This window comes from Streptomyces sp. TG1A-8, from assembly GCF_030499535.1.
In the GTDB taxonomy this organism is placed as follows: domain Bacteria; phylum Actinomycetota; class Actinomycetes; order Streptomycetales; family Streptomycetaceae; genus Streptomyces.
In genome coordinates this window covers 6,972,890-6,990,227 of sequence record NZ_JASTLB010000001.1, presented here as the reverse complement: position 1 = coordinate 6,990,227, position 17,338 = coordinate 6,972,890, and the positions used below count along the sequence as shown (strand labels likewise).

The 17,338-nt window shown below is 69.4% G+C and carries 17 protein-coding genes and 4 pseudogenes; 12 read left to right on the top strand and 9 right to left on the bottom strand.

Annotated elements, in window-relative coordinates:
* Positions 1-7 precede the first annotated feature (7 nt).
* The 3 genes and pseudogenes from QQY24_RS31215 to QQY24_RS31205 all read left to right on the top strand — a co-directional run.
* Positions 8-719, top strand: a pseudogene (locus tag QQY24_RS31215) (IS256 family transposase); the annotation flags it as partial.
* A gap of 27 nt (positions 720-746) precedes the next feature.
* Positions 747-1,385 carry an IS5 family transposase gene (locus tag QQY24_RS31210; protein ID WP_301976006.1) on the top strand — a complete coding sequence of 213 codons (639 nt, stop codon included), beginning with the start codon at positions 747-749 and terminating at the stop codon, positions 1,383-1,385.
* Between the two features lie 169 nt (positions 1,386-1,554).
* Positions 1,555-2,481, top strand: a complete 927-nt coding sequence (locus tag QQY24_RS31205) for a LysR family transcriptional regulator (protein WP_301976005.1) — start codon at positions 1,555-1,557, stop codon at positions 2,479-2,481.
* Positions 2,482-2,682: 201 nt separating this feature from the next.
* Here QQY24_RS31205 and QQY24_RS31200 read toward each other — a convergent pair.
* A pseudogene (locus tag QQY24_RS31200) lies at positions 2,683-2,817 on the bottom strand (IS110 family transposase); the annotation flags it as partial.
* Positions 2,818-3,214: 397 nt separating this feature from the next.
* Between QQY24_RS31200 and QQY24_RS31195 the strand changes: the two are divergent.
* The 5 genes and pseudogenes from QQY24_RS31195 to QQY24_RS31175 all read left to right on the top strand — a co-directional run bounded on the left by QQY24_RS31195 (position 3,215) and on the right by QQY24_RS31175 (position 7,083).
* Positions 3,215-4,423 (top strand): MFS transporter, encoded by a 1,209-nt coding sequence (locus QQY24_RS31195; RefSeq protein ID WP_301976004.1) that lies wholly within the window; start codon positions 3,215-3,217, stop codon positions 4,421-4,423.
* Positions 4,424-4,464: 41 nt separating this feature from the next.
* On the top strand, positions 4,465-4,635 hold the full coding sequence (locus QQY24_RS31190) for a hypothetical protein (protein ID WP_301976003.1): 171 nt from the start codon (positions 4,465-4,467) through the stop codon (positions 4,633-4,635).
* 301 nt (positions 4,636-4,936) lie between these two features.
* The gene (locus tag QQY24_RS31185; RefSeq protein ID WP_301976002.1) at positions 4,937-5,731 is read left to right on the top strand and encodes an SDR family NAD(P)-dependent oxidoreductase; all 795 of its coding nucleotides are present in this window, start codon (positions 4,937-4,939) and stop codon (positions 5,729-5,731) included.
* 106 nt (positions 5,732-5,837) lie between these two features.
* Positions 5,838-6,200 (top strand): annotated as a pseudogene (locus tag QQY24_RS31180) (transposase); the annotation flags it as partial.
* Between the two features lie 50 nt (positions 6,201-6,250).
* A protein-coding gene (locus QQY24_RS31175) for an IS5 family transposase (protein ID WP_301976001.1) occupies positions 6,251-7,083 on the top strand; the annotation gives its coding sequence in 2 pieces (ribosomal slippage) (positions 6,251-6,595 and positions 6,598-7,083; 831 coding nt in all).
* Positions 7,084-7,411: 328 nt separating this feature from the next.
* Here the strand turns inward: QQY24_RS31175 and QQY24_RS31170 are convergent.
* Positions 7,412-7,847, bottom strand: a pseudogene (locus tag QQY24_RS31170) (transposase); the annotation flags it as partial.
* Positions 7,848-8,140: 293 nt separating this feature from the next.
* Entirely contained in the window at positions 8,141-9,034 is an 894-nt protein-coding gene (locus QQY24_RS31165; RefSeq protein WP_301976000.1) for a LysR family transcriptional regulator, read from the bottom strand.
* A 101-nt stretch (positions 9,035-9,135) separates the two neighbouring features.
* On the opposite strand from QQY24_RS31165, the gene QQY24_RS31160 reads away from it, so the two are divergent.
* Positions 9,136-10,224, top strand: coding sequence for an alcohol dehydrogenase catalytic domain-containing protein (locus QQY24_RS31160; protein WP_301975999.1), 1,089 nt, complete (start codon positions 9,136-9,138; stop codon positions 10,222-10,224).
* A 105-nt stretch (positions 10,225-10,329) separates the two neighbouring features.
* Here the strand turns inward: QQY24_RS31160 and QQY24_RS31155 are convergent, their stop codons facing one another.
* The 4 genes from QQY24_RS31155 to QQY24_RS31140 all read right to left on the bottom strand — a co-directional run bounded on the left by QQY24_RS31155 (position 10,330) and on the right by QQY24_RS31140 (position 14,695).
* Positions 10,330-10,776, bottom strand: coding sequence for a hypothetical protein (locus tag QQY24_RS31155; RefSeq protein WP_301975998.1), 447 nt, complete (start codon positions 10,774-10,776; stop codon positions 10,330-10,332).
* A 62-nt stretch (positions 10,777-10,838) separates the two neighbouring features.
* Positions 10,839-11,183, bottom strand: coding sequence for a hypothetical protein (locus QQY24_RS31150; RefSeq protein WP_301975997.1), 345 nt, complete (start codon positions 11,181-11,183; stop codon positions 10,839-10,841).
* A 481-nt stretch (positions 11,184-11,664) separates the two neighbouring features.
* Entirely contained in the window at positions 11,665-13,068 is a 1,404-nt protein-coding gene (locus QQY24_RS31145; RefSeq protein ID WP_301975996.1) for a hypothetical protein, read from the bottom strand.
* A 1,024-nt stretch (positions 13,069-14,092) separates the two neighbouring features.
* The gene (locus QQY24_RS31140) at positions 14,093-14,695 is read right to left on the bottom strand and encodes a hypothetical protein (RefSeq protein ID WP_301975995.1); all 603 of its coding nucleotides are present in this window, start codon (positions 14,693-14,695) and stop codon (positions 14,093-14,095) included.
* A gap of 342 nt (positions 14,696-15,037) precedes the next feature.
* Here QQY24_RS31140 and QQY24_RS31135 point away from each other — a divergent pair, with 342 nt between their 5' ends.
* On the top strand, positions 15,038-15,307 hold the full coding sequence (locus QQY24_RS31135; RefSeq protein ID WP_301975994.1) for a hypothetical protein: 270 nt from the start codon (positions 15,038-15,040) through the stop codon (positions 15,305-15,307).
* The gene (locus QQY24_RS31130; protein WP_301975993.1) at positions 15,304-15,459 is read left to right on the top strand and encodes a hypothetical protein; all 156 of its coding nucleotides are present in this window, start codon (positions 15,304-15,306) and stop codon (positions 15,457-15,459) included. The genes QQY24_RS31135 and QQY24_RS31130 overlap by 4 nt, the downstream gene beginning before the upstream one ends.
* Positions 15,460-16,116: 657 nt before the next feature.
* Here QQY24_RS31130 and QQY24_RS31125 read toward each other — a convergent pair.
* On the bottom strand, positions 16,117-16,287 hold the full coding sequence (locus QQY24_RS31125; RefSeq protein WP_301975992.1) for a hypothetical protein: 171 nt from the start codon (positions 16,285-16,287) through the stop codon (positions 16,117-16,119).
* 217 nt (positions 16,288-16,504) lie between these two features.
* On the opposite strand from QQY24_RS31125, the gene QQY24_RS31120 reads away from it, so the two are divergent.
* Entirely contained in the window at positions 16,505-16,702 is a 198-nt protein-coding gene (locus QQY24_RS31120) for a LysR family transcriptional regulator (RefSeq protein WP_301976410.1), read from the top strand.
* A gap of 102 nt (positions 16,703-16,804) precedes the next feature.
* Here the strand turns inward: QQY24_RS31120 and QQY24_RS31115 are convergent, their stop codons facing one another.
* Positions 16,805-17,278, bottom strand: a complete 474-nt coding sequence (locus tag QQY24_RS31115) for a MarR family winged helix-turn-helix transcriptional regulator (protein WP_301975991.1) — start codon at positions 17,276-17,278, stop codon at positions 16,805-16,807.
* Positions 17,279-17,338 lie beyond the last annotated feature (60 nt).

Sequence of the window (17,338 nt, the reverse complement as noted above, 5' to 3'; positions counted from 1 at the left end):
CAGAACCAAGATCAGGGACGGCGCGGTCGCCAACCGGCCCGTCTATATGGCCCTGGCCGTCACGACCGAGGGCCGGCGGGAGATCCTCGGGTGGTGGGCCGGCCACGGCGGCGAGGGCGCCAAGCACTGGCTGCACCTCCTCACCGAGACCAAGAACCGTGGCATGACCGATGTGCTCATGCTGGTCGGCGACGGCCTCAAGGGCCGGCCCGAAGCGGTGGAGACCGTCTAGCCGAAGACGATCGTGCAGACCTGTGCGGTGCATCTGCTGCGGAACTCCTTCCGCTGTGCCGCCCGCCGGGGCCGGGACGAGATCGCCAAGCTCCTCCAGCCCGTCTCCACCGCGCCGGCCGAGGAAGCGGCCCTGGAGCGGTTCGCCGAGTTCGCCGACGCCTGGGGCCGGAAGTATCCGGCGATCGTCAAACTGTGGGAGAACGCCTGGGAGGAGTTCACCCCGTTCCTGCGGTTCGACACCGAGATCCGCCGCATCGTCTGCACGAACGAACGCGATCGAGTCGGTCAACGCCCGGATCCGCCGGGAGGTCAAGGCCCGCGGCCACTTCCCCACCGAGCAGGCCGTCCTGCAGTGCGTCTCCACGGCGATCATGTCGCTCGACCCCACCGGCAAGGGCCAGGCCCGCTGGACCATGCGCTGGAAGACCGCGCTGAACGCCTTCGACATCACCGTCGACGGCCGCCTGACGGCGGCCCGCCAGTAATCCGACTGCCCTGGTCACACCGTTCGTTTGACAGACCCGTCGTTCGCTGCTCGTCCGCAGGGCGGCGGGACCGCTCCGTGTGATGAGAGGGCCGTGTTCACGGCCGTGGTGTACGTGCTGACCAGCGGTTGCGCCTGGCGGCATCTGCCGCCGACGTTCGGTACGTCTCCCGCGACGGCGCATCGCCGGTTCACGGTGTGGACCGAGGCGGGCCTGTGGCGCCGGCTGCACCGGGCGGTGCTGGACGAACCCGGCGCCAGGGGCGAGGTCGACTGGACCTCGGCGATCATCGACGCGGCCTCTGTCCAGGCGAAAGGGGGGACCCTGACCGGGCCGAATCCGGTCGATCGCGGCAAGAAGGGCAGCAAACTGCATGTCCTGTCCGACGCCCGGGGCATCCCGCTGGCCGTTGCGGTGTCCGGGGCGGACCTGCACGACAGCCAGGCGTTCAAGCCGCTGATCCTGGCGATACCCACCGTTCGCTCCAGGCGCGGTCCGCGCCGGCGGCGACCGGTCAAGGCACGCGCTGACAAGGCGTATTTCTCCGCCGACCACGTCGCCTGGCTCCGCGGTCGAGGCTTGGTCCCGCGGATCGCCCGCCCGGGAATCGAGTCCGGCGAGCGGCTCGGGCGGCACCGCTGGAAGATCGAACGGTCGATCGCCTGACTGTTCGGCTACCGCCGACTCACCGTGCGATACGAGCGAAAGGGCTCCCACTTCCTTGGCTTCCTCGGACTCGCGGCGGCCCTGACCTGTTACAAGAAGCTCGCAGAACTCGCCACGTGAGGCACCCTCTAAATGTTGATGCTTCAAAAGTTTGACATAGAATCTGTGGATGCCATCTTTTCGCGCACTGGAATGCCTCGTCGCTGTCGCGGACACCGGATCGATCACTCAGGCCGCATTGTTGCTGCACTCCTCGCAACCCGCCGTGTCCCATCAGATCGCCTCACTGGAGCGCGAGACCGGCACGGCCCTGCTGCGTCGCGAGGCACGGGGGGTCAGGCTCACCGCCGCGGGGCGGGTCGCGGTCGCGGACGCCCGGCGGGCGGTCGAGGCGGCTACCGCCGCCGTACGGTCGGCGCGGGCGGTGGGAAAAGCCGGGGGCGGGTCGCTGCGGATCGGTTGCGCGCAAAGCCTTACCGTCGCCTTGCTCGCCCCGGTGCTCCGCGACTGGCGCCGGCGCCACCCGGAAGTGGCCATCGCTCTGCGTGAGCTCGCCGTCATGGACGAGGCACTGGGACTGGTCGAGTCCGACGACGTTGACGTCGCGGTGCTGCCGGACCCCCCATCCGACCGTTTCCAGGTCACTGCCGTCGCCGAAGAGGAGATCGTGCTGGCCGCGCCCACCGGCCACCCGCTGGCCCAGCGGGCCGCACTGCGGATCCAGGACCTCGATGGCGCGCCACTCGTGCACTTCACGACGGACAACGCCCTCGGCGCATGGCTCGACCAGTCCTTCGCCCGGGCCGGGGTCCGCCCGGAGGCGGTCATGCGGACGTCCGTCTCTGCTGCGGCACCCCAACTCGCCGCCGCCGGGTTGGGCGTCGCGGTCTGTCCGGTGAGTGCGGTCGGTGCGGGCTTTCCAGGCGTGGTCCGGCCGTTCTCACCGCGGTGGACCAGACAATTGATGGCGGTGACCTCCGCCGGACCCGATCCGCTCGTCGCGCGGTTCATCGCGGGGCTGCGCCGTCACGGAGTGCGGGTTCCCCGCAGCGTACAGACGCAGCTCGACGAAGGAGTCGTGGTCGCGGGCGAGTGACCACGGACACTCTGAGACCGGCAGGACCCGAGACGCGGCTCCTCATCACATCGTTGCCTTGCGGCCGTCCAAAGGCCGCGCAGATGGGGGGCGGGGCGCCCCCCATCAACGAAGCAGGCACAGATTCTTGGTGATCCTGGAGTTGCGACGCTCTGTGATCACCGGAGAGACCTGTGCCCGTCCTGCCATCGTGGCTGACCGAACCGCCCTGGGCTCGCTCTTGGGCAGCTGCTTGTCGAACACTTTCTTCCCGGCCGGGGTCAGCCCGTGGCCGTGGTGTGTGCTCTTGCCGACGTCCAGGCCGAGGAAGACGCCCACCCCGTCGATCTCGGTCACGGTGCCCTCACATCGTTCGATCCGGTGCCGGCCCCGGCGGTGGGTTCGTTCGCGCGCATCCACGTTATGCAGACCTGCCGCCCGCAGTTGGCCGGGCATTGCGCCCGGCCAGGCGGTGGTCGGGCCTCTGATCAGCGTCTCCGACGGCACCTCTCGAGCCCGGTGGCACCACCCCCACGGTCATCCGATCGACAGGGGGCAGCAGTAGTGCCGGGCCCGAAGGCCGGCGGCTCTCTTGCAGGACCGTGAAGAAGATAACGGGGCGCACCACCGCTCCTATCTGCGCAGCCTCTGACCTGCACCTATCGAAATCCGAAGCGGATGACATCAAAACTTTGGATGGATCAGGGCCATGAATTCAGGAATCCTGAGGTGATGCCTGAAGGTTCTGCTCGTCATGACACATGTGCACACCACATCTGAGACACCCCACGAGGCGCTCACTCGGACCCCCAGGACGCCCCTCGGGCTGTACGCGCTCGCTCTGGCCAGTTTCGCCGTCGGCCTGGCGGAGTTCGTGATTGCCGGCCTGCTGCCGGACGTCGCCGATGATCTGTCGGTCAGTGACGGCAGCGCGGGCATTCTGGTGACGACGTACGCGGTGGGCATCATCGTGGGCGCCCTCGCCCTGACCACGGCCCTCAGCCGTATTCCGCCGAAGTCGGCCCTGGTGCAGATCGGTGTCGTCTTCGTCATCGGTAACCTCCTCTGCGCGCTAGGACCGAACTTCGAGGTCGTCCTCGCGGGGCGGATCATCGCCGGGACGACCAACGGGGCGTTCCTCGGCATGGGCATCGTCGTCGCCGTCAGCCTCGCCGACGCACGAAATCAAGGCCGGGCCATTGCCACCATGTTGGGCGGCCTGACGTTCGCGAACGTGCTCGGCGTGCCGCTTGGCACCGTGCTCGGGCAGCAGTTCGGGTGGCGGGTCGTCTTCGGCGTCATCGTGGCCCTCGCGGTCGTCGCAACCCTGGCCATCCTCGCGGTCGTCCCCCACGTGGCGCCCACGCCCACGAGCTCCCTCGCCGATCTGCGGCATCTCCTCAACCGGCAGGCTCTTTTGGCGATGGGCATCGCGACGTTCGGGTTCGGCGGCATGTTCGGCGCCTTCACCTATGTCGCGCTGACGCTCACGAAGGTCTCGGGCTACCCCACCAGCGCTGTTCCCTGGCTGCTCGTGCTCTTCGGCATCGGCCTCATGATCGGCAACGCGCTGGGCGGCCGGCTGGTCAACCGCGCCCTGGACGCCACCCTGGCAGGGTCGCTCGTGGGCCTGTTGGCCGTGCAAGTCCTCCTCGGGTTGCTCGCCGGCCATCCTGTCGTAGCGGCGATCTCGCTGGGCCTCATGGGAATGTTCGGCTTCGCCGCCGCGCCCGGCTACCAGCAGAAGGTGATGCGACACGCGCGCGCCGCCGGGGCGATCGCGTCCGGCGCCCCGATCGCGGCGGTGAACCTCGGCAACGCCCTCGGCTCGTGGATCGGCGGGCTCATGATCACGGCCGGGCTCGGCTACACCTCCCCCATCTGGATGGGCGCGGTGGCCACCGGACTCGCCCTCGTCCTCCTCGCTGTTGCCGCCCGCACCGCGCTTAAGGCGGCACTGTGACCCCGGCCGCCCGGGTCGCCGCCGCACGCACCACGAGAAGCATGGCGACGACTGACGTCCTCGACATCGCCCGTCCGAGGAGCTTCCGGCCCACGCGCTTCCGCCGGCGGACAACCCCGCGCTCCAGTCAACGAGCCGCGCTCGGCCAGGACTTGCCGCAACCGCAGGACGCCCTGCACATCAAGCGCGCCGCCGTCGCCGGTTACGACTGAGGGCAGGGCCGCCTGCTGCACTGTCGGCGCCCCGGTTCCACCATCCAGACCTCGTCGACGTGGCCATCCGCTTCCAGCGGCACCGATTCGATGCCGCGGTCGGTGCCGAGCGCTACTCGAAGTCGGAGGAACACCTGACCGGACGGGCGCCGATTGGTGTGCCCACCGCGTCGCTCGCTCGACGGAGTCCTCGCCGGTCCTCCGGACCGACAATCGCGAGCAATACCGTCCCTGCTGACAGGTGCTGCCGCATCCGTAGCGGCACAAAGAATCATCATCGGATCAACAAGGAGCAACAAAAGTGGACTTGAAGCTTGATGGCAAGAGGGCGCTCGTAACCGGGGGAAGCCGGGGGCTGGGGTACGCAGTCGCCACAGAACTCGCCCGTGAGGGAGCACAGGTCGCGCTTCTCGCCCGGGACGCCGACGCCGTCGAGACCTCGGCGGGTCGGCTGCGCGCCGCGGGGTACGACGCCATCGGCGTCGTGGCGGACACGACTCAGGACCGGCAGGTCGAGTCGGCGGTAGCGGCAGTCACGCATCGATTCGGGGGCGTGGACATCCTCGTGAACGGAGCGGCCAAGGCGGCTGGAGGCCCGGCGACAGGTTTCCTGACCCTCGACGACGACGACCTCCGCTTCGAGATGGAGACGAAGGTCCTGGGCTATCTGCGCTGCGCGCGAGCCGTCGCGCCCCAGATGATCGAGCGCGGCTGGGGCCGGATAATCAACATCGGCGGGCTTGCGCTGCGGCGCACAGGATCCGTTTTCAGCTCCGTGCGTAACGTCGCTGTCGCCGCGATGACCAAGAACCTGGCGGACGAACTCGGCCCGGTGGGAGTCAACGTAACGGTTGTCCACCCCTGGGTGACGCAGACCGAGGGCGTGCAAACCATGATCCGCGACGGCGCGGCCGCACGTGGGGTGACCGAGGCCGAGATCGCCGAGGAACTCGCCGCCGGTGTGAGCGTCGGCCGCCTCATCCAACCGTCCGAGGTCGCGCACGTGGTCACCTTTTTGGCCTCGCCTCTGAGCGTTGCGATCAACGGGGAGGCCGTCGCTGCCGGCGGCGGCCTGTCCGGACCGATTTTCTACTGACGCGACAGGAGCGTGTATGCGTGCGGACCTTGGAGCGCTGAGGCAGATGCCGACTGAGAACTCCTAACGAAATGATTTTCGAGGTGGTTGGATCATTACGGCAGCGATGATCTGGGGGTGCGAAGTGGCACGGCCGAAGCCGTGGGAAGTCGATGACGAGCTGTGGGCGGTGATCGAACCGCTGCTGCCCAAGGTCGAGCGTCGGGCCCGGCACCCAGGGCGCAAGCGGCATCCGGACCGGCTGGTGTTCCAGGGCATCCTGTTCGTCCTGCACACCGGGATCTCCTGGGAACACCTGCCGCAGGAACTCGGCTTCGGCTCGGGCATGACCTGCTGGCGACGCCTGGCCGAGTGGACCGGGGCCGGCGTGTGGCCCCGACTGCACGAGGTCCTCCTTGCCAAGCTCCGCAGCGCGAACGCCCTGGACTTCTCCCGAGCGGCCGTCGACGGCTCCCACATCCGCGCGCTAAGAACTCCTAACGAAATGATTTTCGAGGTGGTTGGATCATTACGGCAGCGATGATCTGGGGGTGCGAAGTGGCACGGCCGAAGCCGTGGGAAGTCGATGACGAGCTGTGGGCGGTGATCGAACCGCCGCTGCCCAAGGTCGAGCGTCGGGCCCGGCACCCAGGGCGCAAGCGGCATCCGGACCGGCTGGTGTTCCAGGGCATCCTGTTCGTCCTGCACACCGGGATCTCCTGGGAACACCTGCCGCAGGAACTCGGCTTCGGCTCGGGCATGACCTGCTGGCGACGCCTGGCCGAGTGGACCGGGGCCGGCGTGTGGCCCCGACTGCACGAGGTCCTCCTTGCCAAGCTCCGCAGCGCGAACGCCCTGGACTTCTCCCGAGCGGCCGTCGACGGCTCCCACATCCGCGCGCTAAAGGGGGTCCCAAGACCGGACGAAGCCCTGTTGACCGGGGCAGAACCGGCAGCAAGCACCACCTGATCACCGACGCCACCGGCATCCCGCTCGCCGCCACGCTGACCGGCGGCAACCGCAACGACGTCACCCAGCTGATCCCTCTGCTGGAGGCGATACCGCCGGTGCGGGGCAAGCGAGGCCGGCCCCGACGCCGCCCGGACGTGGTGCTGGGCGACCGCGGCTACGACCACGACAAGTACCGCCGGCTCGTCCGGGACCTGGGCGTGAAGCCACTGATCGCCCGACGCGGCACCGAACACGGCTCCGGACTCGGCACCCAACGCTGGGTCGTGGAACGCGCATTCGCCCACCTGCACTGGTTCCGCCGTCTGCGGATCCGCTGGGAGATCCGCGACGACATCCACGAAGCCTTCCTCACCCTCGGATGCGCGCTCATCTGCTGGAGGCGCCTGACGTCATTGCGATAGGAGTTCTGAGCCGGGCACAGCGCCGAAGACGGGCGCCCAGGCCATGTCACGGGCCGCGACGGCCGGCTGGCCGACCTCGACGACGAGCAGCGTACTCTGGCCCGGTGGGGGCCGCCCGGCAGCGAGTACGAGGTTGAACGGCGGCGGTGGTTCTCCACTCCGACGAACCACGTCGGTCTGACGTTCAACGCCCAGTTCGCGTGGCAGCAGCGGCGTGCGATGCAGCTTGTGGCGTCGGGACTGTCCCCCGAGGACGCTGGCACGTTGTTGGGTGCGCGGGTGCCTGATGGCGTACTGGGGTGTGGCTGGCCCGGGTGCCGACTCTGGGTCAGAGCGTTGCGGGCAGGCCGGCGGTGTCGGTGACCTGGTCCCAGACGGCGAAGCGGACGGTCGTCTCGGCGCGGTAGTCGGATGCGGGGATCAGATGACGGCGGGGCCGGAAGTGGGGTGAGGTGCCGCTGGAGGCGGACAGGAACCGCTGGGCTGTGCCCACGGAGCGCCAGGCCCTTCATCGCGCGTTCGCGTTGCCGGGTGGGCTGGTGGCTGTTCTCGGCCCGGTTGTTCAGGTACTTCGACTGCCGGTGCTCGACGCAGGGCATGACCTCGCGGTGGGCCGCGGCGCAGGAGCGGAGCGTGTCAGTGACGACCACCCGCGGCACCGTGCGGGTCTTTGTGAGGAGCCTGCGGAAGAAGCGTCTGGCTGCGGCCTGGTCGCGGCGGTTGTGCACGAGGATGTCGAGGACGTTGCCGCCGGCGTCGACCGAGAGCGTGCGGCGCTGGTGCCTGAGGGGGCGGTTTGAGGAATTTTGGTAGGAGATCGGACACGAAACCCCGACCAGTGCGACGCTGTCCACCGGCAACGAGTCCGCTTGCCTCGGCGGAAGGCTGGCTGCCGGCGGCCGTTCTGCGCGGCCGCGGGGCGCGAGGAGTGCGTGCAGGGCCGTGACGACGGCGAAGCCGATCGCCAGTACCGCGAAGAACAGGCCGATGGTGACCGCGGTGCCCACCCGTGAGGGGGAAAGCGGTACACGCGATCGTGCGCGGCCTTGGCGGCGGTTCAGGCGGTCGAAGTGATCGCTCGGGTGACGGCCGTGATCGCCGGGGCGGGGTGGCCGGGGAGGCGCGCCACGAGCACCCGGCGGATCTCGGGGGGTGCGCAGTCGACGCGCAGCAGGCTCACCCCAGGCGGCAGCACCGGTGAGAGCCGGGACGGCACCGTCGTCACACCGAAGCCGCCGGCAACCAGCTGGAGCTTCGTCAGCCAGTCGCGCGCGGAGTGGATGACGCGAGGCCGTCCGGGCAGGCCGGGCCAGACGCCGAGCAGCGGCTCGGAGCTCGATGACGGGGTGGCGATCCACGCGGCGTCGACCAGCTCGTCGATGTGCACCGTGGTGCGTCCGGCGAACTTCCCGGTCGACGGCACCGCCACGACCAGTTCGGTGTCCGCGACGGTTTCGACGTGCAGGCGCGGCGAGTCGCCGTCGAAGGGCCGGTGGGGTGGACGGGACGTCAGCACGGCGAGGTCGAGCGAGCCCGCGCGCAGCGCCCGGATCAGAGTGGGCGTGGTGCCCTCGCTAGTGATGACCGTGATTTGCGGGTCGGCCGCCGCGAGGTGTGCGAGTGCGACGGGCAGGATCGCCGCGCCCGCGCTCAGGAACACCCCGAGCCGCACCAGTTCGGTCCGCGGGACGGTGCCGGTGAGCTCACGCTCGACCGCTGCGAGCGAGGCCAGGACCGTGTGGGCGTGCCGCAGCAGGGTCAAGCCGGAGGGGGTGAGCCGTACCCCGTCTGGGCGGCGTTCGAACAGGGTGGTGCCCACGCTGCGTTCGAGGGCTGCGGCCTGGCGTGAGACGGCCGACTGCGTGTAGCCGAGTCGGGCAGCTGCCGCGGTGAAGCTGCCGGACTCAGCGATCTGCCGCAGGACCCGCAGTCCCGTGCTGGAGATGTCCATGCGGCATACGCATACCATGGATGCCAGATCATCGCTTCCCGCATACCCGCCCAGCTCCTAGTGTCGATCCCACGAGCACGGACGAACACGGAGGTCATCAGGTGCGAGCAGCAGTTCTGACGCAGTTCGGCGCCCCGCTCACGGTGCGGGAGGTACCCGACCCCGAGGCCGGGGGTGGTGAGGTGGTGGTCGAGGTCCTCGCCGCCAGCGTGGCGCCGTACGCGGCCGAGGTCTTCGGCGGCAAGCGGAACTACCCCCTTGTCCCTCCTGTCGTGCCCGGTGTCGGCGGCGTGGGGCGGATCATCCACGTCGGCCCGGACGCCACCCGGCTGCGCGTCGGCGACCTGGTGTGGTGCGACTCGACGGTGCGCTCGCGGGACGACGCCCTGACGCCCGACATCACGCTCCAGGGCTGGAGTTCGCGCGGCGAGGGCGGCGCGCGGCTCGCCCGGTACCTGCACGACGGTTCGTTCGCCGAGCTCATGCGGGTCCCGACGGAGAACGTCTTCCCGCTGCCCACCGTGGCAGGGGACGATCCGGCCCGCTGGGCCGCACTCACCGTGCACGCCATCTCCTACGGCGGGCTGCTCGCAGGCGGGCTGGAAGCCGGCGAGACGCTGCTCGTCAGCGGGGCCACCGGCAATCTCGGCAGCAGCGCGGTCGCGGTCGCGCTCGCGATGGGAGCGGGCCGCGTGGTCGCCCCGGGCCGCAACCAGGCCGCGCTCGACCTCCTCGCCGACCGGTTCGGTCCGCGTCTGCGCCCGGTCCCGCTGACCGGAGACGAGACCACCGACCGCGCGGCGATGTACGCGGCGGCCGACGGTCCGATCGACATGGTGATCGACTTGCTCCCGCCGAGCGCACCCAGCTCGGTGTCGCGCGCGGCGGCCATGACCGTCCGCGAGTACGGCCGCGTCGTCCTCATGGGCGGCGTCGGCATGCTCGGTGGCGACGACCTCGCACTCCCGTACCCATGGATCATGCGCAACTCGATCACCGTGCGCGGGCAGTGGATGTACCCGCGCTCAGCCAATGTCGGCATCATCCGGCTCCTCGCTTCGGGCACCCTGGATCTCGCCCCCGAACGAGTCCGGTCGTTCGGCCTCGAGGCCGTCAACGACGCCATCACGTACGCCGCCGCGCACGGTGGCCCGTTCGACCGCACCAGCCTCACCCCATGGGCTGGCTGACAAGGCCCACTGATCCCCACCACCCGCACGACCGCCATTCTTACGAGCACAGGCGGCCATACTGCTGCTGTTTGACGTGAACGAAGCCAATCGGGGCTCGGCCGGTTACTGCTTCCTGGCGAAGCTGCCAGTGTCGACCTCGGTGAGGATGCCGAGTTTGACCAGGCGTTTCAACTTGACTCGGGTGCCTTCAATGTTCTTCGGCAGCAGGTTGTGGTCGAGGGCTTCGCAGATGTCCTTGGTCACCCGGGCCGGTAGTCCGACCCTCACCGCTGCCGCTTCGACCGCAGCGATCAGCTCGCGGACGGCTGGGTGCCCGCGCTTGTCGCCCGGGCGCCGTCTGCCCCCCACCTCGGCGTACCGCGAGCCGACGAGAAGCTTCTCCCGCACGAACCGCCACCGGCTCGCGTGCTGGTGGTCCGGCGCCATGCGCAGGGCGCCCTCGGTGAAGGCCAGGTACAACGGCTCGTCCGGGTGTTCGCGGCACGCGTCCATTCCGTGCAGGTGTACGGCGAGTGCGAAGCGCGGCGCGTCGAGCGTTTCCAGGAGCACCGCCAGATGCTTGGTCCGGCGGAGGAACGTGGCCGGTTCCGCGGAGGGCACGGCCGACTGGGTCACGACCGCCGCGAGGCCGGTCGCGAGGCGCTGCGCGTGGCCGGGTTTCCCGCAGCGGTCGCGGCAGCGACCTGGTGCAGCAGGAAAGCGATCTCGTCCGAAATGGTCAGAGGCACGAACCGGACCGCCGTCTCGAGCGCCTCCTCGGCTCGGCCAGCGCACAGCAGGGCGATGATCTCGCCCTCGGCGATGAACCGGTGGGTCCCGGCCGGCGCCACGCTGCGCAGTGTCTTCGCGGCGGCCAGTGCGTGCGCCGGGCTCCCGAAGCGCAGATGGGCCTTCGGCTGGTCCAGCACGAAGACGTTCCATAGGACGTCGGGCAGGTCCGGTTCGGCGGCCAGCACGGAGTCCCACGTGCCGGACTCGACGGGACACGGCCCGAGCCGCACGGGTGTCCGGGCGCGCAGATCCTCGATCAGCCGGAAGTGCGGAAGCGATGCGTCCGGCCGTCTGCCGCAGCCGGAGTCGTTCCCCGGGGTCGTCACCGTTCTGCCCGCCCCGTCGGCGGAGGTGGCCGCGGGCGGGCGGCGGACTGCCGCGGTACGGCGGCGGGTCGTGGGGGATCGGCGGCCGGGGCGCGACCAGCAGCACCAGTCTCTCCCGCCGGCACCGGGCGGTACGGAGCGGCGGCGGGCTCGTCGTCCAGCGCCGCGGCCGGACCCAGGACGGGCCCGGCCCGGGGGCAGCTGTCTATCGCGTCGAGCAGGGCTGCGGCCGTGGCCTTCAGGCCCCCGGCTCAGGCGGGGCACGCGGCAGACTCAGCAACGCATCGGCGGCAGCGCACAGGCACGACTGCGCGACCTCGGCCGAAGCGTGCCCGCAGGGTTACTTCTCGGCGGAGCAGGGGTCGCAGCAGGAGGGGGCCGGTTCGACGCAGACGGTGACGGTGTCGGTGTTGTTGGTGGTGTCGGGGTCTTTCTCGTTGCCGGTGGCGGTGGCGGTGTTGCTGATCAGGCCCGCTTTGGTGGCCTTGGCCCGCAACACGAGCGTGGCGGTGGCGCCCTCGCCGAGGTCGCCCACCGCCCACCGCCCGGTGGCCGGGTCATAGTCTCCGGATGTGCCGTCGGCGGACAGGAAGGTGAGGCTGTCGGGAAGCTGGTCGGTGACGGTGACGCCGGTGGCACGGTTCGGGCCCGCGTTGTGAACGGCGATGCGGTAGGCCACCGTCTGGCCGACGGTGACGGTTGTCTCGTCGGCTGCCTTCGCCACGGACAGGTCGGCAGCCGGTTTGACCTGCGTGACCTGCTCGTTGGAGGTGGAGGTCAGTGACTCCGGCCTATCGCCGAGCCGGTTCTCGTAGGAGCCGTCAGCGGTGTTGGCGACCTGCTTGCCGCCGCTGGCCCGATCGATGGTGACCCGGTATTCCACCGTGGTCCCCGCAGGCTGGGTTTCGGTGCTGGGGAGGCTGCCCCCTGCCGCGCCGGAAGCGCCGTTGCCGAGATGGAACACGACCTTGTTCGCCGCGGCGTCGTAGTACGCCTGATCATCCCCTCTCACGTCGCTCTTCGCTCCGGCGTTCGGGCCGTCGACGATGTGCAGGGAACCCGGTAGGTACGTCGTGCCCTCCGGGACGACGTCGGTCAGAACGAGGTTCTCGGCCCCGCCACCGCCCTCGTTTCTGGCGGTGATGCGGTAGGTGACGACGTCGCCCACCTCCAGCGGTCCCGCCGGAATCGCTGTCTTGGCGAGCACCACGTAGGGAGCGGTACCGAAGAAGATGCCGTCCAGGAGGTTGCCGACGGCACGGTTTCCGCCGGCGGCGGAGACGGAACGGAAGGCGAAGCGCGTCAGTGTCTGGCCTGCCGGGACGATGTAGGTGCCGGTGTAGTAACCCCAGGCGGTGTTGCCGTCGGTGAAGCGCCTCTGCTCCACCGTGGATCCCGGCGCGCCGATGTCCAGCACCATGGTGTCATCCCCCTGGCGGCCTCGGTGATACAGCCGCCAGTACAGCTTCGTACCAGGCGTCGTCGGCAGGTCCTGGTACAGCGTGGAGACCTGATTGGCGTTGAGCTCGGCGAACTGTGAGCCTTCGGCTGCCGGCACGCCGTTGAAGCCCGAACGCCACAGCTCGATCATGTGGTCGGATGCGGTGGTGCGCCAGCCCGGGACCCGCTTGGCCGCCTGCGTCTGGGAGGCGTCCGGCAAAATCTCATAGTTGGTTACGGGGGGTTCTTCGAAGCCGCCGTTGACCAAGGCGACACGAAGCGGAGCAGCGGGAGGCGTGGCCATGGTTTTTCCCCTCGGGTGCGGCGCTGCTGGTTGCACCGCCGACAAGCCGTGCTCTGCGCGCCGTGGCGGTACCGAAACACCGGGTAGCACAGCGTGATTACAGAGGTACGTGAAGTGACGCGCGAAGGCATTCGGTCAACCCCGCCGGGCAGGTTTGCGATATCCGCAGCGGGTCGGGCCTCGCTGCGGCGTCACGCACTACGTCGTCGGCACACCTCTCTCACCCCACACCCCTCTCAGTACTCTCCTGCCCGACCCGTCATGGCCGGATACCGCCGGTGCGCCTTATGCACTCACCCTTACTCGGGGTGAAACAGCTGCCTGCGAAGTTGACGCTCGAGCAGGGGCATTTCACTGTGCAAGGCGACGGTCTTCGACAGGCGCTCGTCGCACCTGGTCCGGCCGCCGGTGCCCGACTGCCCCAGCTCGGTGGCCGGCGCGACGACGGTGCCGGCCCCGTCGGGCGTGAAGCCGATGATGCCGAGCAGCAGCCATCCAGCGGGCCGCCGACCAGTTCGGCGTAGTGCCCGGCCGGGCCGCGGGCCGGGATGCTCGTGGTCGACGCCGTAGACCCGGCGGCATAGCAGCCGCTCGCCATCACGGTCCGCCCGTTCAGCCTGGCGGCCGCCGCTGACAGCCGGGGTGCGGTCGCGTCACCCGGGGAAGCCGGGGGAGGCAGGTTCCACCGGCCTTCCGCTCGGGCACGGCCCTGGCCCTGGACCACCATCGAGGCGCCGGCGCGGCCTGCTTTGTGGTCCCGGCTGCCCATCTCCCGCGCCGGCAGTCCCAGCCCGCAGGAGGCGGTCTTCAGGCCGGCGGGGATGGTCCTTCCCCGGGGAAGCAGTCCGAACGGCGGGTGGCCGGGGGACTTTCCGTGCGTACGCGTGTGCCCCCGCCGGGCGGGCGGGGGCTTCGGCTTCGCTGTATGCGGTACATCGGCTCTGATCCGGCAGCAGTGGCTCGGTCCGCGGCTGCTGCGCGTCGGCCGGCGACACGCCGACCGACGCGTCACCCCGTCTTCCCGCTACCCGAGAACCGAGGACGATGTGCAGCCGAGGCTGGCGCGGCTGGCGACCGTGAAGGAGATGCTTCCGTAGTTCTCCCAGAGATTGTTGATGTTGGCGAACAACCACTTCGTCGTAAGGCTATGGTCGGCCGATGACAGGGTGGCCGTCCGTCCCTCCGTCCCCGGCCTGATCCGGAACTTCACCACGGTGTCTCCCAGCTTCTGCGGCGGCGTCTCCTGGGCGCTCAGTGTCGTCCCGGCGAGACTGCCCGGCCCTGTCACCCACTCGACGTCGGCTACCGCCATGACAGAAGCCAGATTGACCCGGTGGATGTGGTACTGCGACCCCACAGGGTTGCGTGTGGTCTCCGGACGCCACCTGAACGTGAATGTCGACCCCGGCGCGATCCGCCCACCGAACGGGTTAGGTGACGACGATTCGTGGATCACGCCCTCTCCCAACCGGGTACCGAAGACGTTCCGCCAGTAGAACTGCGGGTTGAGCCACGCGTTCCCCGGCTGGATGCACTCCGGGTCGAACGCTGCCGTGGCCAGTGTCGCTGCGGCGGGCTGTCCCTGCGCTGCGGCAGCGTTTCCCGGCAACGACGTCCCCAGCAGCATCGCTGCGGCAAGGACCCCCAGCCCCCACGCCCCCCGTGCCCTGCGCCGCATCCGAGGCGGCAAAACGGCGGTACCCCTACTGCAGCCCGCCGGTGTGTTTCCTGCTCCGTACATGCTTCAGCCCTTCTCCAATGTGATTTCCGCCGACAGTTCGGGTGAGTGCCACAACCGCCGACGGGTCGGTCCGCGCGTGGTGGGATCAATGCCGGCTCGTTTCTGACCGTGCGTGCGGCACGCGTGCGTGGGGTGTCAAGCAGCACCACCCTCGGGCAGCCCCGCCGCGCAACGAAATCGCCACACCGTAAGGGCACCCGGCCTCACACACTCAGCGCAGAAAGAGCGGTGGCCCCTGTTCCACGACGCCCCGGCCATCCTCACCTGGCACTGTCGGCGGACTGGCCCGCCTGGTCGAAGAAGCAGGCCCGCTCCGCCGGGTTGGTCTGCACGGAGTGCGACTACGACCTGCGCGACTTCAAGGAGAAGGCCCGGCTCCCCTACGACATCCGGCTCCCGGAAAAGCCCAACCGGCTGCGGCTGGCGTGCGGGCAGTGCTGCGATGACGGTGTTCCCGGGACGGAGCGCCCGGCCCTACTGGGCGGGAAGACGTCGTGACCACCCGCCAGGTCCTGCCTCCCGGTATGGACGCCCCGCTGATCCCCGACAGCCGCACCTCCTTGGACCAGGCCGCCGGGCCGGTCGGCGACGTCACCGACGGCATCGAGATCTCATGCCTCCTCCAGGAACTCGACGACCTTCCGCGATGACCGGACATCGTCACCGCCCTGGACCGGCTCGCCGGCCGCCTCGACGCCAACGGCACCCCCATCGACTACGGCCTGCGCCGACTCCTGGACTACACCGGCCGGCTTCCCCATGACCGCCGGCTGGAGGCCTGCCACCGCACCGGAACACCGCCAGGGACCGGTCGGCGCGAACGCATCGCACGCAGCCAGCTCTTGCAACGTCTCGGCGGCCTGCCTGCCGAGTCCGCCCCCGACGACCTGGGGGGGTTCGACAGCGCAGAGTTCCGGGCGACGACCTTGCGCTTCACCGCGCTTCAGATCCCCGAACTCGCACATGCCCTCCAGCAGGAAGCCCTCAACTTCCTGGCCTCACGCCACATCCACGACGAGCCCGTGACCTGGCAGCCTCCCACCACCTTGCCGACCGGACCCTCCCTTCCCGGGCCCGACCCAGCACACGTCGGCCTACCCCGCCTGCACCAGCTCGTCCGAGAACGTCAGCACCCCGTTCAGCATGCCGCCCAGGTCCTGGGAACGACCGTCGACGTTATCCGGCATGTCCTCGACGAACATCCAGCCCCCGCACCCCCGCTGACGAAGAACACGGCCAGAGCCACCGGCCGCATCCGACAGCAAGCCCGGCAAAGTATCCCGGCAGAGCGCTTCACCCAGCTCTACCTAGACGAACACGAGTCCCTCCAGCAGATCGCCACCCTCACCGGCTTCTCCCGCAGACTGCTGACCGACCTCGCCAAGGAGTACGGCATCCCGCTCCGCGAAGGCCCACAGGACTACAAGCGCCGCGGCACCATCGACCGCGACTGGCTGATCGAGCAGTACGTCGTTCACCGCCGGACCCTGCCTGATCTCGCTCAGGAGAAGGGAATGAGCCCCGCGCACATGGCCCGCTGGGCACACACCCACAAGATCCCTCTCCGCCCCCGCGGAGGAGCAAGCCACGACGCCGTCCTCCGCGCCGGCGAGCAAGCCAGCAGCGTCCCTGCCGTCTTACGTGACGCTCTAACGAGTCTACGGCCGACAGCGACTCGAACGCTTCGTCGCCGCCCTGCCCTACCCCACTGTCACTGAAGCCGCCCGCGCCCTTGGCGTTCATCAGTCGACACCGGTGACCCAGATCAACCGCCTGGAGAAAGACCTGGGGCAGTCCCTGATCGAGCGCGCCGAACGCGGCCGCAGAACGCGGCCGACCCGGTTCGGCAGGAGCGTTGCCGCAGCCGTGCCACAGTCCGACTTCGGAACATGACGATGGAAGCGTCGGCCGAGAATCTGGACACGATGCTGAGGCTTCATGGCCTGAGGGTGGGACGGCTGCCTCGCTGTCTTCCCAGGCATGCGTGACGAGCTGCTACTCGCCCCCTGGGGCGGTCCCAGCACGGGGCTCTTCCTGCTGGACAATCCGCGAGAGGAGACCCATGAGCTGGGTCCGCTCGGCAGGCGTCAAGGCGGCGGTCAGCTCATCGTTCGCCTCACGGCCCAGTTTCTCCGTCTGAAGCAGGCGACGTTTTCCGCTCGGCGAAAGGGAGATGGCGTTCTTGCGACGGTCCTTGACGTCCGGCGCACGGGCCACGAGGCCGTCGTTCTGGAGGTCGTTGAGGATCGCGACCATGTCCTTGGGATCGATACTCAGGCTGCGGCCCAGCTCGGCCTGCGATACGGGACCCAGTTCGGCGACGGCCGACAGGACGGCATGGTGCATCATCCGCATGCCCACCTGGGCGAGGGCCTCGGCGACGAGCCGGTGCCCCCGAGCTGCGGCACGACCCAGGAGCCAGCTGGGGAGGGAGCGAATACGGGCGGGAGCGCGGGTGGTCTCGGGCATGGAGCCACACTAGCCAGAAAATCATTGGGATCCCCTACGACCCTTCAGTATCGTTGGGGG